Here is a 24,010-nt window from a genome sequence, read left to right as displayed (position 1 = left end):
GCGGCGGGAGCGGGGACGCACCCTCCGCTCCCGCCGCGCCTGCTGCGTCTGCGGTGGCCGCGCCGCCCGGGGCGCTCTCCGGCTGCGGGTCCGCGGGCCACGCCGGCGCCTGCTGCGGCGCGGACGGGGTCAGCGGGTGCGGCGGGACGGCGTCCCGCGGGCCCGTCTCCTCGGGTGCGGGAGGTGGCGGCGGCTCCGCGGGGGCGCTCCCGGGGGACGGCGCGGGAAGGTCGAAGTCGTAGGAGGCGGGGATGGCGTCCTGCGGCTCCCTCCGGCGCTCCTCCGCACCGGTCCGGGGCTCGTCCGGGCCCGCGCCGGACCGCGCCGTCGAAGACCGCGCCCCGTCGTCGGAGTTGTCGGCGTCGTCGGCGCCTGCGGAGCTGCCGGAACCGGCGGAGGTGGCCGAGCCGGTGGGGCCGTCGAACGTCTCGGACGCCTCGGGGGCCCCGGACGCGTCGGGTTCGCGGGAGGCACCGGGCACATCGGAGTCGCCCGGCACGGGGCCGTCCGGCTCGATGCGGCGGAGGGTGAACGTGGCGGCACCGGACGGTGCCGGACGCGCCGGCTCGGCGGACCCCGCCGACTCCCCGTCCCCGCCCGGCTGTTCGGGCCGGTCGGTGGCGCCGGGCTCTCCCTGCTCGCCGGAGCCGGAGCCCGCGCGTGCGGCGTGCGCGTCGCGTCCGGCGTCCGGCTCGTCGTCGCGGCCGTCGGCCGTCCGTGCGCTGCGTTCCTTGCCCTCGGCCGCGTACTGCGCGATCTCACGGCGCAGCGCCGCGGCCGAGAAACGCACCGTCGTGCCGTCCTCGATGTCCCCGGCGCCCCGGGCGCCTTCGGCGCTCCCGTCCTCGTCCTCGTCCGCGGGCTCCGTACCGGGAGCGGTCGTGTCCCGCGCGGACGTCGCGGCGGCAGCGGCCTCCTCGGCGCCCGGCTGTCCGGTGCCGGGGACGTCTGCTGCGGGGGCCTCGCGGCCTGCCGGGGCCTGTGCACCGAAGTCGGTGCGGGCGCCGGCGGAGCCGCTGCTGTCGGCGGAGGCCGGGCGGCGGGGGGCCGCCGACCACGCCGGAGGCTCGGGGCCGAAGGCGGCGGCGCCGAAGGAGTCGGGGCCGAGGGGCTCCGCGAACGCGTGCGCGTCGCCGTCGTCGCTGTCGCTCCCGCCGTCCGTGGCGTCCCCGGGGCGCTCGGAGCCTGCGGAACGCGCGGTCCCGGCGGGGCTGTTGGAGCCGGTGGAGCCGTCGGGGTGCCGGTCGTGCTCGTGCGGCCGGTGGGGCTCGGCCGGTGCCGCGCCGTCCTCCGCCTTCTGCGCGCGGTACGGCTTCAGCGACGGGAAGGCAGGCAGGTCGGGCGCGGCGTCCGGAGACGGCGGGGTAGCGGCGCCGGTCGCGGCAGGCGCATCGGAGGCGCCGCCCGACGGCGGGTAGGGCGTGCCCGACGGGGCGGGAGGGGCGCTGAACTCGCCCGCGGCGCCCGGGAACTCACCGGAACCGCCCGGCGTGCTCCCGGCCTCCTGCGTGTACCAGGCGGGAGGGGTGTAATCGATGGTGAACTGGCCCGTGGATTCCGTCTCCTGCTCGGACTCGGCATCCGCGTCGAGCCGATCGGAACCGGGCATGGTCCCGCCGACGCGGATCTCGTCCCGATCGCTGCTCACACTGCCTCCTGCTGTGGTCATTTCACCCCGAAAAACCACGCGCCTGCCCACGCGCGTCAGTCCAGCCTAATCATCACAACAACCGCCGTGGGAGGCTGGTCCCGCCGCCGGAACCGTAGAGAAACGGGCCTGTGGAAAACCCTCCATCCCGCTCCCCGACGACGCAAGCGGATGCGCTCGATGGGATGCCCGTGAACGCCCCCGCATACAGCCGCCGTTGGCGTTCCGCACGCTTCCGTCACCCTTCCGGCAGGCTTTCCGCACCGCCTCCCGTCGCCACGCCGACAAGGCGGCGACGGTGGCCGGTGCCGGACCGCGCGAGAGCACGGAAGCGGCGGGCGCCGTCCCGGCGGTGGCCGGACGAACCCGGCGCCGGAGTCCGGCGCCGGTGCCCGAACGTCCGGCGGGCGGCCGTCAGTCGAGCCGTCTGGGCATGCCGAGGAGCCCGGATTCCGCGTCCGTCGGCTGCGTCATGGCGTACTGCCGCTCGCGGCGCGTGCACCAGAGGGTCCAGCCGTCGCCCAGCGTCGGCAGGGCGTCCACGTCCTGCTGCGGCAGCTGTACGAGACGGCCCAACTGCGCGGCCTCGTCCGGGGAGACCCGCTGGATGCCCGCGAGGTCGGCCGCGCGCAGCAGCCGCGGTGCGACCGGGCTCAGATACGGCAGCAGCGTCAGCACCGCCTGCCACGGCATGGACGAGACCCTGCCGCGGGGCGGGCGCATTCCGCAGTCGCGGATGACCACGACCGGGCTGCTCACCGTGGGGCCCAGCGCCGGCACCCGGCCGACGTCGTACAGCGCGATGCACTCCTGGCCCGCGCCCGCCGCACGCACCAGATTCGTCCACACCTGCGCCCGGCCCGTCTCCACGGCCACCCGCGCGCCCGTGCCCGCCATGCGCAGCGCCAGCACCTGGGCCGTCCACAGCCCGCCGATGAGCACCGCGTTGAACGCCGAGGGGTGGTGGAAGCCGACGATGCGGGGGCGGCCGCCGGTGTCGTCGCCGACCACCACGCCGTCGTCCCCCAGGGGCAGCGCCAGCGCCCCCACCTGGGCCGCGGACAGGACGTGAGCCGTGCGGCGCGGGCCCAGCAGCGCGCGCGCCGAAGTCGGTCGCGATGCCATCAGTGGATGCCTCCCAGCGGGAGCGTCGCGAGCACGCCCGGCAGCTGCTCCCTGTCCAGCCGTATGAGCCCCAGGCGCGCGTGGCGCGCCGCGCCCTCCAGATGCCGCCGCGCGCCGGTCAGTTCGGCCTCGGAACGGCCCGTCACCCGGACGTGTCCGCCGACCGTCACGGCGCCGCGGCGCGAGGAGCGGCCCAGCGTCAGGCTGAACGTCGTGGTGAACGCGGGGACGGACGTCAGCAGCCGCACCAGGCGGGGCAGCGGCTGCGCCGAGCGGCCCAGCTCCGGCCAGCGGCCCACGGCGTAGGTGGTGTGCAGCCTGTCGTCGCACCGCCACACCCGGGACGACTCGGCGGTGCGCCGCGCCGGGGCCGCGTCCGGCCTGCTCGCGCGCGCCGTCGCCGCCGGGCTGACGCACGCCGAGGTGGCGACGGCGGAGATCAGCTCGGCCTCGTTCAGCACCGTGGCGACGAAGCCGGCGCCCGTGGCCCGGCTCGCCAGATGGTCCGCCGCCCGCAGCAGACAGCGCTGTGCGCCCAGCAGGCCGCCGCCGCGCTCCCGTACCGCGTCCGGGCACAGCTCCGGGTCGAACTTGAGCGCCACCCACGTCAGCCGCAGCGCGGGCGCGCCCGTCTGCTCGTGCAGCGGCCGGTAGCTCGTGCGCGCCACCGACTGCTCGGGCAGATGCGGCGCCGGAGCCGGCTGGACGTGCTGCACCACCTGCACCGACTCCAGGGCGATGCCGTCCACGTCCAGCGCGTCCTGCATCAGCCCCAGCGGCAGGGCGCGGGCGCCGAAGGCCGGACGCAGCGCACCGGGCGCCGCCTCCAGCCGCACCAGCGCCGTCAGGAAGCCGCCGTCACCGACCATGCCGATCGAGCGGCGCTTGGCGTCCAGGTACGCGTACGTGCGCAGCCCCGGGGCGCATTCGACGACGGGGAGGAAACCGGCGTCGACGCGCTCGCCCCGCTCGTCCAGCGCCATCGCCGCCGTGAGCGGCAGCGCCGCGGCACGGCGGCGGGCCCGCAGCGCCAGCAGCGTGCCCGCCCAGTCGCTGACGGAACGCTGACGGCGGCGCATCAGCGCCAGCACCACCAGCAGACCGGCGACCACGACACCGGGCACCAGCATCAGCCGGTCGACCGCGGCCGCCACCAGCAGCACGGCGGCGGCGAGTTCCAGCAGCACCAGCTGCTGGAGATGCAGAGGGCCCAGCCGGCTCGTCCGCGACTCGGTACGCAACGAGACGGACGGGGGTGGCGCGTGCGGAGCGCGGGCGGGCGCTGTGGCGGAGCCCGCACGCCGTGCCGCGCCCCGCCCAGGGCGGTTCGCAGCGCCCTGGACGCTCCGCGTCCGCGTCGCAGATCCCATTCCGGAAGGCCCCCTCATGTCCGAATTCGCCCTCGCCGTGCGGGGCGTTGGGCGGCGGATCACCCTACCGGAGCGGCACGGCCCGACCCCCAACCGGCATAGTAGGGGGCCGGTCCGACAATCGGGCGGCCCGGACAACAGGGGAACCGGCGGCAGCGGGGACCACCGGACGGCAGGGGAGCGGCTTTCACCGATGGCATCACGGCGCGACGAGCTCAACGCCTACACCTTCGCGAAGAAGCGCCTGGTGTCGGCGTTCCTCCAGCCCTCACCCACCGGGACGGAAGAGGGCGCTCCGCGTCCGGTGCGCGGGATCGTCCCCGGCATCGTCGTGGGCGCGCTCATCCTGGCCGGGTTCGGGGCGTGGGGCATGTTCAAGCCGAAGGCGCCCAACGGATGGGACAGCACGGCGGAGAAGGTCATCATCGGGTCCAAGTCGACGACCCGGTACGTGGTGTTGAAGACGGACGGCGAGAAGCAGCTGCACCCCGTCCTCAACCTGGCCTCCGCCAAGCTGATCCTCGACCCCGGCAAGGGCGAGGTGGTCAAGGTCGACGAGAAGGTGCTCGACAACGGCAAGATCCCGCACGGGGCCACCCTCGGGATCCCGTACGCGCCCGACCGGCTCCCGGAGCCCGACGAGGCGTCGAAACAGAAGCGCTGGGCCGTCTGCGAACGCCCGGGCGAGGGCGGCCGCGCCGTGCAGAAGGCCGCCTTCGTCCTCGCCGACCGCGACAAGGGCAAGGTCGAGGGGAAGAACCGGCTCAAGGGCGGCGAGCTGCTGTTCGTCCAGGGCCCCGACGACCGGATGTACGTCGTCGACAAGAAGGGCTGGCGGTACGAGGTCCAGGACGACGAACTGCTGCTGCGGGTCCTCGCGGAGAACCGCACACCACAGCGCGTCTCCCGCGCCTGGCTCGCCACCCTGCACCCCGGCCGCACCATCCAGTTCCCCAGGCTCCAGGGGGACATCGGCGGCTCCGCGGGCGTCCCGGGGCTCGACGACCGCCTCGACAGGATCGGCACCGTGCTCCGCGCGCCCTCCGGAAACCACCAGCAGCAGTACGTCGTTCTCCAGGGCCGGGTCATGCCCGTCAGCGATTTCATGGCACAGCTGCTGCTGAGTTCACGCCAGCTGCTGCCCGTCGGGCAGGGCAGCCGGCCCATCGACGTGAACCCGGGCGCCATCTCCCCCACCAAGCAGTGGTTCGGCGGCTCCCTCAAGTGGCCCGAGGAGAAGGGGCACGCGATCAACTCGGCCAACCCCGACAAGGGACACCGCAACGTGGCGTGCAACGTACTGCGGCACGTCAACGGCAAGAGCGGCACGACGACGCTCAGCACCTGGTCGGGCGAGGACTTCCCGGAACAGATCCCGGCCGGCTCCACCAGCGCCTACGTCACCCCGGGGACGGGCCAGCTCTTCCGCCAGGTCAAGGGCCGCGACACCAAGACCGGCGGCGTCTTCCTCGTCACCGACACCGGGCTGCGCTACGCGATGCAGTCCAACACCGACAGCTCCCAGGACGACGCCGGCATCGGCCAGGACAGCAGCAAGAAGAAAAAGGACCAACAGCAGCAGGAGGGCTCCAACGCCCAGCGCAGGCTCGGCTACGAGGGCGTCAAGCCGGTGCCGGTGCCCGCCGAGTGGTCGGACTTCCTGCCCACCGGGCCCCGGCTGTCGACGGGCAGCGCACGCCAGCCGCAGGGCTCCTGACGGCCCGGCAGGCACGAACACCACCGCACCGCCACAGCTGCCAGCGGCGGCGGCACGGCGGCACACGACGGTACGACGGACACGTACGCGGACACACACATGCGGACACCCACGCAGGACGCGAGGAGGAGCGGGACATGAGGCGCACGCGGGGCGGGCCGGCCGCCCGGAGGCGGACACGGGCCGGCACGCCTGCCCGTCCGCCGCGCCACCCGGCAGCGGGGGCACGCACGGCCCTGCGGCGCACCGGCGTCGTCGCGGCGGCCACAGCTGTGCTCGCCTCCGGCCTGACGCTCCCCGCCGCCGCACCGGCCGCGGCCGCGGCTTCCACACAGTGCAACTTCCCCTCGGAGCCGTACAAGGGCCGCCCCTGGTCGCTCCAGCGGGTGCTGCTCAACGAGCTGTGGCGCGGCACCGGTCAGGGGGCCGGGGTCAAGGTCGCCGTCATCGACACGGGCGTCGACGTCGAGCACGAACAGCTGAAGGACGCCGTCGACCCGAGCCTGGGCAAGAACCTGCTCCCCAAGAAGCCGAAGAAGGACGAGTACGGGCGCGCCCAGCCGCGCGGCAAGGCCGACGGCACCACGGACACGGTGGGCCACGGCACGAAGGTCGCCGGCATCATCGCCGCCCGCCCCGCCGACGACACCGGCTTCGTCGGTCTCGCGCCCAAGGCGACGATCATCCCCATCAAGCAGAACGACGCCAACGGCAGCGGCACAGCAGAGTCGCTCGCGCGGGCCATCGACTACGCGGTGAAGGTGCACGCAGATGTCATCAACATCTCCCAGGACACCGCGGAAGCGCTGAAGCCGGACTCCGTGCTGAAGGCCGCCGTCAACCGGGCGCTCGCCCAGGACGTGGTCGTCGTCGCCTCGGCCGGCAACGACGGGCTCGGCGGCAACGTCAAGGAGACCTACCCGGCCTCCTTCCCTGGCGTGCTGGCCGTCGCCTCGTCCGACCGCAACAACGAGCGTGCGCCCTTCTCGCAGTCCGGCGAGTTCGTGGACGTCGCGGCACCCGGGGTCGACATGATCTCCACCGTGCCCAAGGGCGGACACTGCGCGGACAACGGGACCAGTTTCTCCGCCCCTTATGTGGCAGGCGTCGCCGCACTGCTGCGGGCCAAGCACAACAGCGGCGACGACCGCTGGACGCAGCGGAACATCGTCGCCCAGATCGAGCAGACGGCGGAGCGGTCCGTGGCAGGCCACGACCGGCTCGTCGGCTGGGGCGTCGTCGACCCGGTGCGGGCGCTGACCGAGGACGACGAGCGGATCGAACAGCCCGTGGCGAAGGAGGGGCTGACGAGCGGGAAGAAGCCGGAACCTGCGAAACTTGTACTGGGCGAAACCGAACAGGAGCGGAACGAGCGGCTTGCCACCTACGTCCTTGTAGGTGGCGGTACTTCGGTCGCGGTCGTCATCGGCACCTCGCTGATCTGCCGCGACTGGCGCCGCAGGCGCGGAGCGGCCGCCTCCGGTCGATGACGGAGAGGCCGGTCAGCGGGCCCGGGGCGACCGTTTCGAACTGACGGGTGCTCATGTTCGATGCGCGCAGTCGTATGCTGCGACTACAGTTACACGGCGCGTACGGAGCGCAACGGGGACCGCGAGGGCGGAGGGGGCTGCTTCGAGATGGGCTACACGGTCGACAGACACCGGGGGAACGCCCTTCCCAAGAAGGACTTGGAGAAGGGCGCCGAGGAACTGCGGAAGTTCAAGCGCAAGGTCGACGCCATCCTGCGCGACCTGGAGGACAGCCCCGCGGCGACGAAAGCCGTGGCGTGGCAGGAGATCACCAGGACCTCGCTCAGCGGGCTCGGCGTCGACTTCAAAGAGGCCGACAGCCTCTACAAGGCGTACACCATGGTGCACACCGAACTGCTGACGCTCTCCCGGACGGTCGGCGAGCAGATCGAAGCGATCGGTATCGCCGTCCACGCGGCGGACATCGGCTTCGACAACCTCGAAGTCGACCAGCAGCGCAGGTTCTGGGAGATCCAAAGCAGGGCGCAAGAGCTGGAGCGGCAGCGGGAAGTGGAACGGCAGCGCGCGGAACAGAAGGACGGGCACGGCAAGCCGGAGCACGACGAGCCGAAGCACAACAAGAAGACATCGGTCAACTTCTGATCCAGCAACGGTAGAAGGGAGGGCACGTGAGCGACAAGGGCGGAGCGAAGGGCAAGGAGCCGAGCGGAAACCCGGACGGCTCGGGATACTCGCCGAAAGAAATGACGAAGATGGGGGAGCCGGATGTCGACCCCCAGGTACAGGGCATCAGCCTTCAGTACGACCTGAGCCGCGTCCCTTCGATGATCAGCCCGCTGCTGCAGTCCTTGATGCCGGGCACCGCATTCGACGAGTGCGAACTCAACGACCTCATCGACCTCGTGGAGGATGCCAAGCCGCAGGACCTGGAGGACGTCGGCAACGCCCTGTGGAGCGCGGCCGCGCGGCTCAAGAGCGCCGGCAGCGAGCTGAAGAAGCATGTGAGCGACGTCCACTGGGACGGCGAGGCGGCGAGCTCTTTCCGCGAGTGGGGCGACCGTCTGGGCAACCACACCAAGGGCCTCGGCGATTTCGTCGCCACCGTCGGCACTCAGGTCAAGGCGGCGGGCGTCGGCCTCGGCATGGTCCAGAAATATGTGACGACGCTGCCGAGAAGCGAGAAGCCGGAGGACGGTCCCAAGGGCGGAAAGAGCGGGAAGGGCGCCAAGAAGAAGGACGAGAAGTACGAGGCGGACCGGCAGGAAGCCATCACCCAGCTGAACAAGCTGGCGTCCTACTACTCCGTTTCGCACGACTACATCCAGCAGGCGTACCAGAACCGGCCGGCGTTCGAGGCGATGCCGAATGTGGGAGTTCCGCAGCCGCCGCCGTTCGATGGTGTCGACCCGGGCAAGTCCGGGGGTGGTTCACAGGCCGTGACAGGCAGTGGGCCGGGGGGCCTGCTTGCCAGGAGCACCAGTCCTGGCGCTGGTAGTCCGGACAAGTTCGACGTCGCTGGTGGGACTGGAGGGCAGCCCGACAGCACGCCGAATCTCAAGCCGGGTGTGCCAGGCGTTGCGGACTCTCACGTGGGCACCGAGATCGACAACGTCGCACCGCCGCTCTCCGAGAACCATCAGCTTTCCAACACCCCGCCCACCACGGATCCCGTCGGTGGGACGCCTCCGCTGCGGCAAGGGGGAACTCCACCACCGGTGGCCCCGCCCGTGCTGGGCAAGATGCAGTCCCCGCCCGTGACGGGCCGGACCCCGGGCACACCGCCCATCACCGGTCGCCCGGGAATCCTGCCGCCGTCGCCCGGTGGCAGAGGCCCCAACTCCCCTCCGACAGGGCGGCCGGGGCCGGTGAGCAAGGCGGTCGGCGGGCCGGTGGGGGAGCCGTCTCGTGGAGGACCGCAGGGCACCGGCCAGGCTGGTGGTCGGCCCGGAATGATGGGAGTGCCCCCCGGCGGGCACGGCAACGGCGCCGGGTCCGGCAGCGGGAGGACCGGCGGCACGGGATCCGCAAGGGCTTCTCGACCGGGTGGGATCGTAGGAGGGACGCCCAGGCAGAGCGACGGAACTCCCGCCAGGGGCATCCCTCGCGGCACGGTGGTCGGCGGTGAGTCGGCCACCGGCACAGGTGGGCGGCGTGGTGCGGGGGTTCCTGGCGTCGGTGGGGCGGCCGGCGGCCAAGCAGAGGCCCGCAAAAGCACTGGCGGGAAACGGCGGGGCGCCTCGGCTCCCGGAGGCGTGGTGGGAGTCCCGCGGGAAGATTCTCCCAAGCGCCGTGGACGGAAGGGTTTTTCCCGGGGAGGCGCTGGCCTGGTGAGGGAAGACCCCGGGTACGACAGCAGCGAGACCACTGGCACGGCTGGTGCTCGCCGCGGCCAGAGAAAGCGGAACCCCCGTGAGGACTGGGATGCGTCAGAGAACGAGTCGCGGGACACGGGACGACGTGGCGATGGCACGCCACCGGTAAACGAATGACTCCGAGAATGGAAGTTCCAGCGATGACTGGTACGGGCCGGGCCGCGCGAACCGGGCGACTAAGCCTTGCGATTGCCGCGGGGGCTCTCACTTGGGGCATGCTGCTTGTCGGGGCCGCCCCCGCATCGTACGCGGCCGGGGCGAGCGAAAAGCAGTGGTACCTCGATTCCATGCAGGCTGACGAAATGTGGAAAGTCAGCACTGGCAAGGGCGTCAAGGTGGCTGTGATCGACTCCGGAGTGGATAAGTCCTCTCGCGCACTGAAGGGCAAGCTCCTCCCGGGGCGTGACTTCTCGGACGCTCAAGGAGATGAGACGACTGATCCTGACGGCCACGGCACAACCATGGCTGAACTGATCGCAGGTTCAGGCGCGAAGGGCTCGTTGAAAGGGCTTGCTCCGGACGCGCGTATCATCCCCATGCGCATCCCTTTGGGGGGGATGCCCGGAAAGCGTAGCGACGTGGCAGCGGCCATCAGGGCCGCTGCAGACAGTGACGCACAAATCATCAACATGTCATTCGCTGGATTCTCGGATCAAGGCCTCATCGACGCATTGAAATACGCAAGCCGGAAGGGGAAGATCCTTCTTGCGGGTGTTGGCAATGAGGCCAAGAAGGGAAATCCCTCGCAGTGGCCGGCAGCCGACCCGGAAGTTGCGGGAATCGCGGCTGTCGACAAGTCCGGTGAGGTGGTCGACTTCTCCAACCACGGGAAGAACGTCGATCTCGCCGCGCCAGGCAGTGAGGACATTCCTGGCAAGTGTGATGGAGGCGGAAGTGCGTACTGTTCCGGCGGCGGCACCAGCGCCGCCACAGCCATCACCTCCGCCTCCGCCGCCCTGATCTGGTCCAAGCACCCCACATGGACGGCGAATCAGGTTCTGAAGGTTCTGCTGGACACCGCCGGTCGTACCTGGAAGGACAAGGACTCCAGCAGTACGTATGTCGGCCGTGGTGCTGTTCGTCCCCGGGTGAATCTTCTGGAGGGGAAGGGGGATCCGGGGCCGCCGGATGTCAGTCCGCTGACGGGGGTCAAGACGCGCACGCCGGGTGACGGCGTCGGCAAGTCCACGGGTGACGGGAAGGGCGAGTCGGGGTCCGAGCCCTCCCGGTCGGCGGAAGCCGGTGCCCCTGACAAGGTGAAGGTGGCAGACTCGGCGTCCGGCGGCAACGACGGGGGAGGCGACGGGAATTCGACGGTGTGGATCGCCGCGGGGGCGGTCGGCGCAGTCGTGGTTCTCGGCGGGGGAGCCTTTCTCGCGCTGCGGTCCCGGCGCGGCTGATCCGCGCGGCGGAAGTCCGGCAACGGAACCGCATCACGGGGTCCGGGACAGGACCCAGTAAGGCGCTGTAAGAGAGCGCATGTAGCGATTACCGAGGAGGTATCCATGGGCGACCGCCAGGAATTGAGTGACAGTCAAATCCTGAAGCTTAAGGAGGACCTGGGTGGGATGTTCGAGTCCATCCAGGGGCGGGTGAACAAGCTCAACACCCTCATCAACAACCTGGAAGGGCAGTGGCAGGGCATCGGGCGTGGGGCCTTCGATGTCGTGCAAGAGGGCGTGAAGAACGACATGAAGTACCTGAACAGGCTTCTCGTCGGCTTCACGGAGGCGATGGACGCCACCGTCAAGGCGAAGGGCTCCAACGAGGACATCGTCGCGCAGGGCATGCGGAAGCTCGTGAGCGACGACATGAAGGGCATGGACCTCGGCGGTTCCGGGTCGCAGGGCTGGGCGTCGAAGATCGCGCAGTACTGACCGGCCGGCCGGTGTCCGGCGGCCGGGCCGTGGGATGCGGCCGCGCCGTCCGGCGAGCCGTTCTCCGGCGTGGCTGCCGTGGAGGGCCCGTCGGGCACGGCCTGCCTCGCGGCACCGGCGGTGCCCCTTCCGTCCTTCCGTTCATATCCGTACACATCAAGGAGCGCTCATGGGAGCCAATGACGGCGACCACCTGAAAGTCCGGTACTCCAGCCTGGAGGCCGCTGCCTCGGCCATCACCACGGAGGCGAACCAGCTCCGTGCCGACCTGGACGCGGTTCAGGCGAAGATCCGTTCCGCCCTGGAGGTCTGGGCCGGTGACGCGCAGGAGGCGTACGACACCGTGCAGAGGGCCTGGGACGCCAAGGCCAACGACCTCCAGAACCGGCTGATCGTCATCGCCAACGAGGTGCGCAACTCCAGCGATCACTACTCGGGCACGGACAGGAGGGCCGCCAAGTTCTTCCAGCAGTGACCGGAAGCGGCGGCAGCTGAGAAGACGGCATCACGACACCGGGGTGGGTGCGCGCGGGAGGCGCCCACCCCGGTGCCGTGTGCGCGCCCGTCCGCCGGCCGGGCGGCGGTCAGGCGGTGATCAGGCGGTGATCAGGCGGTGATCAGGCGATGTCGAACTCCCCGTCGCGCACCCCGAGGACGAACGCGTGCCACTCGGCTTCGGTGTAGCGCAGCACGGTCTCCGGCTCCTTGGAGTTGCGCATGGCGACGGCTCCGCCGGGCAGGTGGGCGATCTCGACGCGTTCCTCGTCCTCCTCGGTGCCGGGCGCGCTCTCCCACACGGCGTCCGAGATGTCCATCGCGTACAGCTCGTCCTTCTCCTGCTGAGTGCCCATCGGCGCGGTTCCTCCCCTTGTGTACGGGCCGTGGACGGCGTCGTCGCGGGCCCCTTGGTCGTGTGCCGATGTTCCCAGCCCGCGGGTGGCCGGTCCAATTGCGCGGCCACGGCCGGGGGACGGGCTCATCTGTCGGGTGTCCAGCCGACCTGGACGAGGGGCGCACCGCGCTTGCGGGAGACGAAGAAGCCGCGGCCGGGCGGCATGGGCCGCGGCCGGACGTTGCCGAGGATGTCGCCCTCGGAGGGGTCGCCGGAGAGGACGACGCCCTGGGCGCCGAGTTCCTTGAGGCGGGTCATGAACGTCTCGAACATGGAGCGGGCGGCGCCCGCGGAGTTGCGGGCGATGATGAAGCGCACGCCGACGTCGCGGGCGAACGGCAGATGTTCGGTCAGTTCGCCGAGGGGGTTGCCGCTGGAGGTGGCGACGAGTTCGTAGTCGTCGACCACGATGAAGATCTTCGGGCCGGACCACCAGCTGCGGTCCCGCAACTGCTGTGGGGTGACATCCGCCGCCGGGGCGCGCCGCGCCATCAGATCGCGCAGCGCGGTCATGTGCGCCTCCATGGCGTTGGACATGGGCGCGTACTCCAGCAGATGCGACTCGGGGACGGCGCCCAGCAGGGAGCGGCGGTAGTCACCGACGACGATCTTGGCCTCTTCCGGGCCGTAGCGTTCGCTGATCTGCTGGGTGAGCAGCCGCAGCAGTGCGGTCTTGCCCGACTCGCTCTCGCCGAAGACGAGGAAGAACGGGTCGGTCTCGAAGTCGACGAAGACGGGCTCCAGGTTGTTCTCGTCGAGGGCGAAGGCGATGCCCCGGTCGGGGTGTTCCCCGCCGCCGGGCAGCTGTGCGGCGTCCAGCTCGCGGGGGAGGAGGCGCACGGCGGGCGCGGGCGGGCCGTCCCAGTGCGCGCCGACGGTGCTGCACAGCTGTGCTGTGGCGTCGGACAGCTCCTCGTCGGTGCCGACGCCGTCGAGGCGGGGCAGGCCGGCCATGAAGTGCAGGTGCTGCTGTGTCTGGCCGCGTCCGGGCACGCCGGGCGGGACGTTGGCGGCGACCTTGCGGTCGAGCTCGGAGTCCATGGTGTCGCCCAGGCGCAGCTCCAGGCGGTTCATCAGCAGGTCCTTGAGCGCGGCCCGCACCTCCATGCTGCGCGCCGCGGTCACGACGACGTGCACGCCGTAGCCGAGGCCGCGGCCGGCGATGTCGTGGACGATGCCGTCGAGCATCTCGTAGTCGTTGCGGAAGTTGCCCCAGCCGTCGATCACGAGGAAGACGTCGCCCCAGGGCTGGTCGGTGATCTCGCCGCGGGCGCGCCGACGGCGGTAGGTGGCGATGGAGTCGATGCCGTGCGCGCGGAAGTACTCCTCGCGCCGGTTGAGGATGCCGTAGACCTCGGCGACGGTGCGCCGCACCCGTTCGGGGTCGAGCCGGGAGGCGGTGCCGCCGACGTGCGGCAGGTCGGCGATCGCGGACAGTGCGCCACCGCCGAAGTCCAGCCCGTAGAACTGCACTTCGGAGGGAGTGTGGGTGAGCGCGAAGGCGGAGATGAGGGTCCGCAGCAGGGTGGACTTGCCGGACTGCGGACCACCGATGATCAGCATGTGGCCGGCGGCGCCGGAGAAGTCCAGGAACAGCGGGTCGCGCCGCTGTTCGAAGGGCTTGTCGACGAGGCCCACCGGCACCACCAGCTGCCCGAGCTGCGGGTGGCCGGGCACGGTGAGGCCGCGCCCCTCGACGGGCGCCAGGCCGGGCAGCAGCTCGTCCAGGGGCGCCGCGGTGTCCAGCGGCGGCAGCCACACCTGGTGAGCGGGTGTGCCCTGGCCCTCCAGCCGGCGGACGACGACGTCGAGGACGGTGTCGGCGAGCGCGTCGTCGTCGGCGGGGCCGGGCTGTGCGGGCACGGGGACCGCGTCGGGGTCGGGCCGGGGCATCGGTACGGGAGCGGCCGTGAACAGCACGGGCCTGCGGTGTCCGGTGGTCCGTACGGCGGGTAGCTCGTCGTTCCCGCCGAGGCCGCCGGCGGGCCGGTAGGTGCCGGAGACGTAGGCGGCCTTGAACCGGGTCATCTCGTCGGTGCCGAACTTCAGGTAGCCGGAGCCGGGGACGGACGGCAGGTGGTAGGCGTCCGGCACACCGAGGGCGGCGCGGGACTCGGCGGCCGAGAAGGTGCGCAGACCCACGCGGTAGGACAGATAGGTCTCCAGACCGCGCAGCCGTCCCTCCTCCAGCCGCTGCGAGGCCAGCAGCAGATGCACGCCCAGCGACCGGCCGATCCGGCCGATCTGGATGAACATGTCGATGAAGTCGGGCTTGGCGGTGAGCAGTTCGCTGAACTCGTCGATGACCAGGACGAGTGAGGGGATGGCGTCGAGGGGCGCCCCGGCGACGCGCGCCTTCTCGTAGTCGTGGATGTTGGCGTAGTTGCCGGCGTCGCGGAGCATCTCCTGGCGGCGGTTGAGTTCGCCGCGGATCGAGTCGCCCATGCGGTCGACGAGGCTGAGGTCGTCGGCGAGGTTGGTGATCACGGCGGCGACGTGCGGCATCTGTGCCATGCCGGCGAAGGTGGCGCCGCCCTTGAAGTCGGCGAGCACGAAGTTCAGCGTCTCGGAGGAGTGCGTCACCGCGAGCCCGAGCACCAGGGTGCGCAGCAGTTCCGACTTGCCGGAGCCGGTGGCGCCGACGCACAGCCCGTGCGGGCCCATGCCGTCCTGCGCCGCTTCCTTCAGGTCGAGCATGACCGGCTGCCCGTCCTCGCCGACACCGATCGGCACCCGCAGCCGCTCCGCCTGCGAGCGGGGCCGCCAGCTGCGGGTGACATCGATCGAGGCGGGGTCGCCCAGGTTCAGCAGATCGGTGAATTCCAGCTTCGCCAGCAGAGGTTCGTCGTCCTCGCCGCCGGAGCCCATGCGCAGCGGCGCCAGCTGCCGGGCGACGGCCTCGGCCGCCTCGTAGGACAGCCCGTCGGGTGCGCCGTCGTAGACCAGCCCCTGGCCCGACTCCAGCCGCAGCGAGCGCGGGGTGACGACGACGGACAGGCCGCCGCGCGGCCCGTCGATGTCGCCCGGCACGATCTCCAGAACCGTCACGCCCTGGAGGCCCTCGGGCGCCGACAGCAGTGCGCCCGGCGGCACGGACGTGCCGTCCAGAACGATGAGCAGATGCGGCTGTTCCAGCAGCGGCTCAGCTGTGGCGTTGAACCTGGGGCGGCCCTCCAGCTGTCCGGCCAGCAGCTCCTCCAGCTCCAGCGCGTCCCCGACGATCAGCCGCCGGGACCCGGCGCCGTCCCCGGCGTCCCTGGCCTGCGCGTGTGGGAGCCACTTGACCCAGTCCCACTGCTCGTAGCTGTCCCGGCCGGCCGCCACGGTGACGACGAGGTCCTGGGGCGAGTGCAGCGCCGCCAGCGAGCACAGCATGGCGCGGGCGGAGGAGTGGACGGACTCGGGGTGCCCGCTGACGGTCACGTGGTAGAAGGCGCGCAGCGACACCGCCATCGGCAGCCCGTCGAGCGTGCCGTGCGTGTTGAGGAACTGGTGCATGGCGCCGGCCGAGAGCGGCTCCAGCTCGTCCACCGGCGCGGTCTCGGGCGCCACCAGCGGTGTGGCCAGCTGCTGGGAGCCGAGCCCGACGCGTACCTGTCCGAAGTCGGCGTCCTGGGCGCGGCGTTCCCACACCCTGCTGCCCTCGGCGACGAGCGACCACAGCTGATCGGGGGAGGGGTGCAGATAGAACTGCGCGTCCCGCTGCTTGAGCGCGGTTTTGCGCACGGTGCGCCGCGTCTGTGCCAGGTATTTGATGTAGTCGCGCCGCGTCTGCGCCAACTCGCCCTGGGTGCCCCGCCGCATCCGGATCACGGAGACGATGACCATCGCCACGGTGGACGCCAGCATCAGCACGCCCATGATGCGCATCATCGGATGGGCGTTGTTGCCGGGCATCAGGAAGAACATGCTGGAGCCGCCCATGCCGAGCATCGGCAGCACCTGCAACAGCGCGCCTTCCTGCTGTCCGCGCGGCAGTTCGGGCGGCGGTTCCAGCCGCAGCTCCTCACCGGGCACCTCGTCCGGCAGGGCCCGGGGCGGACGCTTGACGACGATCTGGGTCACTGGCGCACCGATCCCCTTCGAGTTCCCTCGTGTTGCCTCATTGCCCGTGCGGTCCGGTCCCCGTCCGTGGCCTGACGGCCCGTCATACAGGGTCTCCGGCCGGACGTTCCGGACGGAACAGAAGAAGCCGACCCCCGATGGTCCGGCGTCGGCGCCGTGGCGCCGTTCCCCCTCCGCGGCTGGCGATCCTAGTGGTACGCCCGGTTGACGGGGAGCGGTAGGGTGTCGCGCGCTACCGGCGTGACCGCGAGGCCCGGTGTACCGAGCGTTCCGGGACACCCGTGCGGAGCCGCCGCCTTCCCGCACCACGAAGCCGGCAGTCCGTCGCGTGGCGCCGCCGGAGCCGCACGGGGCACCGGCCGGCCCGGCGTGGCGACCATCCGAGCCCGAGCAGGCGTCAAGGGGGACACACAGGTGAGTACGACGGCTTCCGCTGCTCCCGCCGGATCCGGCAGGGGGCCGGCCGGAGGGAGCACGGCACCCGGGCCGGTCCCGGCCGCCGTGGACACCGGATTCTGCCGGGTGACGATCGTCGCGCCCGACAGCCGTATCGACGTCGCGCTCCCCGAGGACATCCCGGTGGCCGACCTGTACCCCGAGATCCTCCGGCTGTCCGGCCAGAGCCCGGCCGAGGGCGCCCCGGTCGGCTACCACCTGGTGCGGCGCGACGGCACCGTGCTGGACTCCTCCCGCTCGTTCCTGGCCCAGCGCATCCTCGACGGCGAGGTGCTCAGCCTGCGCCCGTTCGCCGACTCGCTGCCGCCCGCCGTCTTCGACGACGTCTCGGACGCCGTCGCCTCCGCCGTCACCCGCGACCGCGCCCTGTGGAACGACGGGATGATGCGTGCCGCCGGGCTGATCGGCGGCAGCGTGCTGCTGTTCCTCATGGCCGTCGTGCTGTGGTTCTCCGACCCGGTGCGGCACGACATGCACGGCCTCGCCGGAGTGCTGGCCGGCGTCACCGGAGTCCTGCTCGTCGCGCTCTCCGCCGTCCGCGCCCGGGTCTACGGCGACCGGCCCACCTCGGTCGCCCTCGGCCTCGCCGGGCTGCCGCACATGCTGGTCGCCGGCAGCGGGCTGCTCCCCCTGGAGGCGGGCCAGGGCATCGGACGGTTGCAGTTCCTGCTCGGCTGCGTGGCCGTCCTCCTGGCCTCCTGTGTGCTGGTCGCCCTCACCCCGCAGGGCGACGGACCGTTCGTCGCGGGCGCCTTCACCTCCACCGTCGGCACCCTGATCACCTTCATCGCGATCGTCACCGACATCGAGCCCGTGGAGACCGCCGCCATCTGCGCCCCGGTCGCCGTCGGCCTGCTCGCCTTCCTGCCCGGCCTGTCGACCCGCTTCGCCCGGCTGCCCATCGGCTTCGAGACGACGCGTACGACGATGACCGACTACAGCGACTACACGGCCGACCCGGACGTCACCCCCGAGACGCAGGGCCCCATCGACGCCGAGCGCATCGCCGAGCAGGCGCGGCGCGGCCACGAACTGCTCGTCGGGCTCGTCGGCGGCTGCGCCGCCGTGGTCGCCGTCTCCACCGCCGTACTGAGCCTCAGCGGCAACGGCTGGGGCCGGCTGCTGGCGCTGGCCACCGGCTGCGCCATGCTGCTGCGCGCCCGGCTCTTCCGGTACGCCTCGCAGGTGGGCTGTGCGCTGATCGCCGGCCTGGTCGCGCTCGTCCTGCTGGGCGTCGGGCTCGCGGGCGACTTCCCGGCCGACGGGGGCGCCCTGCGCACCGTGTGGCTGAGCGCCGCGCTGGCCGGTGCGGCGATCCTCGTCACCGGGATCGGACTGAGCGTTCCGGAACGCGGAGTGACCCCCTTCTGGGGACGTTTCCTGGAGATCCTGGAGACGTTCGTGCTGCTCACACTGGTTCCGCTGTGCCTGGCCGTCATGGACGTCTACTCGGCCGCCCGGAGTCTGACCAGTTGACCGCTGGTACCCTGTACCGGCTCGTCGAGTATCGAAGAATCCCCTGCGAGGAAGACCAGGGGCGCTCGGCGGCCCGAACCCAAGGAGTACGCGTGTCCTCTCTCGACGCCGCGACGAAGAAGCAGATCATGAGCGAGTTCGCCACCAAGGAGGGCGACACCGGCTCCCCCGAGGTCCAGGTGGCCCTGCTCTCGCGCCGCATCAGCGACCTGACCGAGCACCTGAAGACCCACAAGCACGACCACCACTCGCGCCGCGGTCTGCTGCTGCTCGTCGGCCAGCGCCGTCGGCTGCTTCAGTACCTCGCCAAGAAGGACATCCAGCGCTTCCGTACGCTGGTCGAGCGCCTCGGCATCCGCCGCGGTGCGGCCGGCGCCCGCTAGCAGCTGACGAAAGGGAGCGGTTCCCGCAAGGGGCCGCTCCCTTCGCCGTACCGCAGTACGGCCACATCTCACGTGTCGGCGAAGCTTTGTAGTCTTGTCACGCGAGGTGTAACCCCACGACAGTACGAGGCAGGGGCGCGCCCGCCCGACGCCGGTCCTCGGTAGTGGCCCCCGGACAGCAGTGTTCCGGGTGCTTCGATCGAAGACCGGCCCGCATGGGGAGCGCTCCGCCGCAAGAGTCCGCCGCACGACGAAGCAGCGGACACGAACGAGGAGATATTCCTGGTGGAGAACGAAACCCACTACGCCGAGGCGGTCATCGACAACGGCGCCTTCGGTACCCGCACCATCCGCTTCGAGGCGGGCCGCCTGGCCAAGCAGGCCGCCGGTTCCGCCGTCGCCTACCTGGACGACGACACGATGGTGCTGTCGGCCACCACGGCCTCGAAGCAGCCGAAGGACCAGCTGGACTTCTTCCCCCTCACGGTCGACGTCGAGGAGCGGATGTACGCCGCCGGCAAGATCCCCGGCTCCTTCTTCCGCCGCGAGGGCCGGCCCTCCGAGGACGCGATCCTCACCTGCCGCCTGATCGACCGGCCGCTGCGCCCGTCCTTCCAGAAGGGCCTGCGCAACGAGATCCAGATCGTCGAGACGGTCATGGCGCTCAACCCCGACCACCTGTACGACGTGGTCGCCATCAACGCCGCCTCCTGCTCCACGCAGCTGGCCGGCCTGCCCTTCTCCGGCCCGATCGGCGGCACCCGGATCGCCCTGATCAAGGGCCAGTGGGTGGCCTTCCCGACGCACAGCGAGCTTGAGGACGCCGTCTTCGACATGGTCATCGCCGGCCGGGTGCTGCCCGACGGCGACGTGGCCGTGATGATGGTCGAGGCCGAGGCGACCGAGAAGACCATCGAGCTGGTCAAGGGCGGTGCCGAGGCCCCCACCGAGGAGGTCGTGGCCGCCGGTATGGAGGCCGCGAAGCCCTTCATCAAGGTGCTGTGCAAGGCCCAGTCCGACCTCGCCGCCAAGGCCGCCAAGCCCACCGGCGAGTTCCCGATCTTCCTGGACTACCAGGACGACGTGCTGGACGCCCTCACCGAGGCCGTCCGCGACGAGCTGGCGCAGGCCCTGACCATCGCCGGCAAGCAGGAGCGCGAGTCCGAGCTGGACCGCGTCAAGGCGCTGGCCGCCGAGAAGCTGCTCCCGCAGTTCGAGGGCCGCGAGAAGGAGATCTCCGCCGCCTACCGCTCGCTCACCAAGACCCTGGTGCGCGAGCGCGTCATCAAGGAGAAGAAGCGCATCGACGGCCGCGGTGTCACCGACATCCGCACGCTGGCCGCCGAGGTCGAGGCCATTCCGCGGGTGCACGGCTCGGCCCTGTTCGAGCGCGGCGAGACGCAGATCCTCGGCGTCACCACGCTGAACATGCTGCGCATGGAGCAGCAGCTGGACACCCTCTCGCCGGTGACCCGCAAGCGCTACATGCACAACTACAACTTCCCGCCGTACTCCACCGGTGAGACGGGCCGCGTCGGCTCCCCGAAGCGCCGCGAGATCGGCCACGGCGCCCTCGCCGAGCGCGCCCTGGTGCCGGTGCTGCCCACCCGCGAGGAGTTCCCCTACGCGATCCGCCAGGTCTCCGAGGCTCTGGGCTCCAACGGCTCGACGTCCATGGGCTCGGTCTGTGCCTCGACGATGTCGCTGCTGAACGCCGGTGTGCCGCTCAAGGCCCCGGTCGCCGGTATCGCCATGGGTCTGATCTCCCAGGAGATCGAGGGCGAGACGCACTACGTGACGCTGACCGACATCCTCGGTGCCGAGGACGCCTTCGGCGACATGGACTTCAAGGTCGCCGGCACCAAGCAGTTCGTCACCGCCCTCCAGCTGGACACCAAGCTGGACGGCATCCCGGCCTCCGTGCTCGGCGCCGCCCTCAAGCAGGCCCGGGACGCGCGGCTGCACATCCTCGACGTGATGAACGAGGCCATCGACGTTCCGGACGAGATGTCCCCGAACGCGCCGCGGATCATCACCGTCAAGATCCCGGTGGACAAGATCGGCGAGGTCATCGGCCCGAAGGGCAAGATGATCAACCAGATCCAGGAGGACACCGGCGCCGACATCACCATCGAGGACGACGGCACGATCTACATCGGTGCCGCCGACGGCCCGTCCGCCGAGGCCGCCCGCTCCACGATCAACGGCATCGCCAACCCGACGATGCCCGAGGTCGGCGAGCGCTACCTGGGCACCGTCGTCAAGACCACGACGTTCGGCGCCTTCGTCTCGCTGCTGCCGGGCAAGGACGGCCTGCTGCACATCTCGCAGATCCGCAAGCTCGCCGGCGGCAAGCGCGTGGAGAACGTCGAGGACGTCCTCGGCGTCGGCCAGAAGGTCCAGGTCGAGATCGCCGAGATCGACCAGCGCGGCAAGCTCTCCCTCATCCCCGTCCTGGACGAGGAGGAGAACGCCTCCGGTGACGCCGCGGGTGACAGCGAGGACGAGTCCGAGAAGTGACGCGTACGCCCCGTACGACGGCCCGCCCCGCCCCGCAGGCGCGGCGGGCCGTCGCCCGTACCAGGACGCTTCTACAGGGCACGAACGGCGCGGGCACCGTCCGCAAGACGGTCCTGCCGGGCGGCCTGCGCGTCATCACCGAGACGCTGCCCACCGTCCGGTCCGTCACCTTCGGCATCTGGGCCCACGTCGGCTCGCGTGACGAGACCCCGGCGCTGAACGGCGCCACCCACTACCTCGAACACCTGCTCTTCAAGGGCACCGGGCGGCGCAGTGCGCTGGACATCTCCGCTGCCCTGGACGCGGTGGGCGGCGAGATGAACGCCTTCACGACGAAGGAGTTCACCTGCTACTACGCCCGTGTCCTGGACGCCGATCTGCCGCTGGCCGTCGACGTCGTCAGCGACATGCTCACCGGCTCCGTCATCGACCCGGCCGAGGTCGAGTCCGAGCGCGGCGTGATCCTCGAAGAGATCGCGATGACCGAGGACGACGCGGGGGACTGCGTCCACGACCTGTTCGCCCACACCATGTTCGGCGACTCCCCGCTCGGCCGCCCCGTCCTCGGCACCGTGGAGACGGTCAACGCGCTCACACGCGACCGGGTCGCCCGCTTCTACAAGAAGCACTACGACCCCACCCGGCTGGTCGTCGCCGCGGCCGGCAACCTCTCGCACGCGGATGTCGTCCGCCGTGTCCGCGCCGCCTTCGAACGCGCCGGCGCCCTGGGGCGCACCGAGGGCGCGGAACCGGTGGCGCCGCGCGGCGGGACGCGCACCATCCGCTCCGGCGGCCGCTTCGAGCTGCTCGACCGGCCCACCGAACAGGCCCACCTCGTGCTCGGCATGCCCGGCGTCTCCCGGCACGACGAGCGCCGCTGGCCGCTGGCCGTGCTCAGCACCGCCCTGGGCGGCGGCATGAGCTCCCGGCTCTTCCAGGAGATCCGTGAGAAGCGGGGCCTGGCCTACAGCACGTACGCCTTCACCTCCGGCTTCGCCGACTGCGGCCAGTTCGCCGTCTACGCCGGCTGCCGGCCCAGCCAGGTGCCCGAGGTGCTGAAGCTGTGCCGCGAGGAGCTGGACCGCGTCGCACAGCACGGCCTGCCCGACGAGGAGGTCCGCCGCGCGATCGGACAGCTGTCCGGCTCCACCGTCCTCGGCCTGGAGGACACCGGCGCGCTCATGCACCGGCTCGGCAAGAGCGAGCTGTGCTGGGGCGAACAGATGTCCATGGACGCCATGTTGGCCAAGATCTCGGCCGTCACCCCCGAGGACGTCCGCGCGGTGGCGCGCGAGGTACTGGGCCGGCGCCCCACCCTGGCCGCCATCGGCCCGCTCACCGACCGCCAGACGGCCCATCTCCACGACGCCGTCGCCTGACGGCACCCGCCCACCCACCAGGTAAGGAACGAGCACAATGAGCAAGTTGCGCGTAGCCGTCCTCGGCGCCAAGGGCCGTATGGGGTCCGAGGCCGTAAGGGCCGTCGAGGGCGCCGACGACATGGAGCTGGTCGCGGCGCTCGGCAGCGAGGACCCGCGCAACACGCTCACCGACGCCGGCGCCCAGGTCGCCGTCGATCTGACGCGGCCGGACGCCGTCATGGGCAACCTGGAGTTCTGCCTCGCCAACGGCATCCACGCCGTCGTCGGCACCACCGGCTGGACGGAGGAGCGCCTGGAGACGCTGCGCGGCCTGCTCGCCGCCTCTCCCGGCACGGGCGTCCTGATCGCCCCGAACTTCGGCATCGGCGCGGTGCTCACCATGCGCTTCGCCCAGCAGGCCGCCCGTTTCTTCGAGTCGGTCGAGGTCGTCGAGCTGCACCACCCGAACAAGGCGGACGCACCCAGCGGCACGGCCGCGCGCACGGCCCAGCTCATCGGGGAGGCCCGGCGCGCCGCCGATCTGCCGGCCCAGCCCGATGCGACGACGACCGCCCTGGACGGGGCGCGCGGCGCCGATGTCGACGGCGTACCGGTGCACGCGGTACGGCTGCGCGGTCTGGTCGCCCACCAGGAGGTGCTCTTCGGCGACGAGGGCGAGACCCTCACCATCCGGCACGACTCCCTGCACCGCTCGTCCTTCATGCCGGGCGTGCTGCTGGGCGTGCGCCGGGTCCCGGAGACCCCCGGCCTCACCTTCGGCCTCGAAAACTTCCTCGACCTGGACTGATCCCGACCGACCTCGACGGACCGACTGCGACCCGGACCGAGCTGGACCGATCCGGACCGAGCCGGACCGACCCGGACCGACGGGGAACACGGAAGAAAGCCGGCAGCATGCGCGCGAAGCTCACCTACCTCGTTCTGGCCGCCGTCCTGGTCGTCTACTTCGTCCTGGTCGGCAGCCGCGGCGTGCTGCTCATCAAGCAGGGCACCGCGGTCACCGTGCTCTTCGGTGCCGCGGTGCTGGTACTGCCCTTCATCGGCGCCTGGTTCCTGTGGCACACCACGCGCTTCGCACGGCGCGCGGGCCGGCTCGCGCGCCTGCTGGAGGCCGAGGGCGGCCTGCCGCCGGACGAACTGGAGCGCACCCCCTCCGGCCGTATCGACCGGGACTCGGCGGACGCCGTCTTCGCCCGCCGCAAGGCCGAGGCCGAGCAGCAGCCGGACGACTGGCGGG

The 24,010-nt window shown here is 71.5% G+C and carries 18 protein-coding genes; 13 read left to right on the top strand and 5 right to left on the bottom strand.

What is annotated here, in order from left to right:
* The 3 genes from SCA03_RS31995 to eccE form a co-directional block, all read right to left on the bottom strand.
* On the bottom strand, positions 1-1,648 hold a 1,648-nt coding region (locus tag SCA03_RS31995), incomplete at its 3' end, for an SCO5717 family growth-regulating ATPase (RefSeq protein WP_269145212.1).
* A 414-nt stretch (positions 1,649-2,062) separates the two neighbouring features.
* Entirely contained in the window at positions 2,063-2,773 is a 711-nt protein-coding gene (locus tag SCA03_RS31990) for a hypothetical protein (RefSeq protein ID WP_030887354.1), read from the bottom strand.
* On the bottom strand, positions 2,773-4,143 hold the full coding sequence (gene eccE, locus SCA03_RS31985) for a type VII secretion protein EccE (protein ID WP_078875458.1): 1,371 nt from the start codon (positions 4,141-4,143) through the stop codon (positions 2,773-2,775). The genes SCA03_RS31990 and eccE overlap by 1 nt, the downstream gene beginning before the upstream one ends.
* Before the next feature lie 193 nt (positions 4,144-4,336).
* Here eccE and eccB point away from each other — a divergent pair, with 193 nt between their 5' ends.
* The 7 genes from eccB to SCA03_RS31950 all read left to right on the top strand — a co-directional run bounded on the left by eccB (position 4,337) and on the right by SCA03_RS31950 (position 12,074).
* A complete protein-coding gene (eccB, locus tag SCA03_RS31980; protein ID WP_086814470.1) occupies positions 4,337-5,860 on the top strand; it encodes a type VII secretion protein EccB in 1,524 nt (507 codons plus the stop codon).
* Positions 5,861-5,997: 137 nt separating this feature from the next.
* The gene (mycP, locus tag SCA03_RS31975) at positions 5,998-7,350 is read left to right on the top strand and encodes a type VII secretion-associated serine protease mycosin (protein WP_078875460.1); all 1,353 of its coding nucleotides are present in this window, start codon (positions 5,998-6,000) and stop codon (positions 7,348-7,350) included.
* 60 nt (positions 7,351-7,410) lie between these two features.
* A complete protein-coding gene (locus SCA03_RS31970) occupies positions 7,411-7,992 on the top strand; it encodes a DUF2563 family protein (RefSeq protein WP_174864518.1) in 582 nt (193 codons plus the stop codon).
* Between the two features lie 26 nt (positions 7,993-8,018).
* Positions 8,019-9,839 carry a hypothetical protein gene (locus SCA03_RS31965; protein WP_141275802.1) on the top strand — a complete coding sequence of 607 codons (1,821 nt, stop codon included), beginning with the start codon at positions 8,019-8,021 and terminating at the stop codon, positions 9,837-9,839.
* A gap of 98 nt (positions 9,840-9,937) precedes the next feature.
* Positions 9,938-11,122, top strand: a complete 1,185-nt coding sequence (locus tag SCA03_RS31960) for a S8 family serine peptidase (RefSeq protein WP_230989049.1) — start codon at positions 9,938-9,940, stop codon at positions 11,120-11,122.
* Between the two features lie 105 nt (positions 11,123-11,227).
* Positions 11,228-11,599 (top strand): WXG100 family type VII secretion target, encoded by a 372-nt coding sequence (locus SCA03_RS31955; protein ID WP_030887374.1) that lies wholly within the window; start codon positions 11,228-11,230, stop codon positions 11,597-11,599.
* A 169-nt stretch (positions 11,600-11,768) separates the two neighbouring features.
* Positions 11,769-12,074: a WXG100 family type VII secretion target gene (locus SCA03_RS31950; protein WP_030887377.1), complete on the top strand. Its 306-nt coding sequence runs from the start codon at positions 11,769-11,771 to the stop codon at positions 12,072-12,074.
* A gap of 142 nt (positions 12,075-12,216) precedes the next feature.
* On the opposite strand, the gene SCA03_RS31945 is transcribed toward SCA03_RS31950, so the two are convergent.
* Both SCA03_RS31945 and SCA03_RS31940 read right to left on the bottom strand, forming a co-directional pair.
* Positions 12,217-12,450, bottom strand: a complete 234-nt coding sequence (locus tag SCA03_RS31945; RefSeq protein WP_030887380.1) for a DUF397 domain-containing protein — start codon at positions 12,448-12,450, stop codon at positions 12,217-12,219.
* 125 nt (positions 12,451-12,575) lie between these two features.
* A complete protein-coding gene (locus tag SCA03_RS31940; protein ID WP_030895066.1) occupies positions 12,576-16,556 on the bottom strand; it encodes a type VII secretion protein EccC in 3,981 nt (1,326 codons plus the stop codon).
* 414 nt (positions 16,557-16,970) lie between these two features.
* On the opposite strand from SCA03_RS31940, the gene eccD reads away from it, so the two are divergent.
* The 6 genes from eccD to SCA03_RS31910 all read left to right on the top strand — a co-directional run.
* Positions 16,971-18,488, top strand: coding sequence for a type VII secretion integral membrane protein EccD (gene eccD / locus SCA03_RS31935; protein WP_030887385.1), 1,518 nt, complete (start codon positions 16,971-16,973; stop codon positions 18,486-18,488).
* A gap of 92 nt (positions 18,489-18,580) precedes the next feature.
* Positions 18,581-18,871 carry a 30S ribosomal protein S15 gene (gene rpsO / locus SCA03_RS31930; RefSeq protein WP_078873849.1) on the top strand — a complete coding sequence of 97 codons (291 nt, stop codon included), beginning with the start codon at positions 18,581-18,583 and terminating at the stop codon, positions 18,869-18,871.
* A gap of 285 nt (positions 18,872-19,156) precedes the next feature.
* The gene (locus SCA03_RS31925) at positions 19,157-21,391 is read left to right on the top strand and encodes a polyribonucleotide nucleotidyltransferase (protein WP_030887389.1); all 2,235 of its coding nucleotides are present in this window, start codon (positions 19,157-19,159) and stop codon (positions 21,389-21,391) included.
* A complete protein-coding gene (locus SCA03_RS31920; protein WP_030887392.1) occupies positions 21,388-22,770 on the top strand; it encodes a M16 family metallopeptidase in 1,383 nt (460 codons plus the stop codon). The genes SCA03_RS31925 and SCA03_RS31920 overlap by 4 nt, the downstream gene beginning before the upstream one ends.
* Positions 22,771-22,807: 37 nt before the next feature.
* Positions 22,808-23,560 (top strand): 4-hydroxy-tetrahydrodipicolinate reductase, encoded by a 753-nt coding sequence (gene dapB, locus SCA03_RS31915; protein WP_086814474.1) that lies wholly within the window; start codon positions 22,808-22,810, stop codon positions 23,558-23,560.
* A 107-nt stretch (positions 23,561-23,667) separates the two neighbouring features.
* A partial coding sequence (locus SCA03_RS31910; RefSeq protein ID WP_141275801.1) for a hypothetical protein occupies positions 23,668-24,010 on the top strand: 343 nt, incomplete at its 3' end.

It is taken from the genome of Streptomyces cacaoi, from assembly GCF_006539165.1.
GTDB lineage: Bacteria > Actinomycetota > Actinomycetes > Streptomycetales > Streptomycetaceae > Streptomyces > Streptomyces cacaoi.
This window is presented reverse-complemented; position numbering and strand designations above follow the sequence as displayed.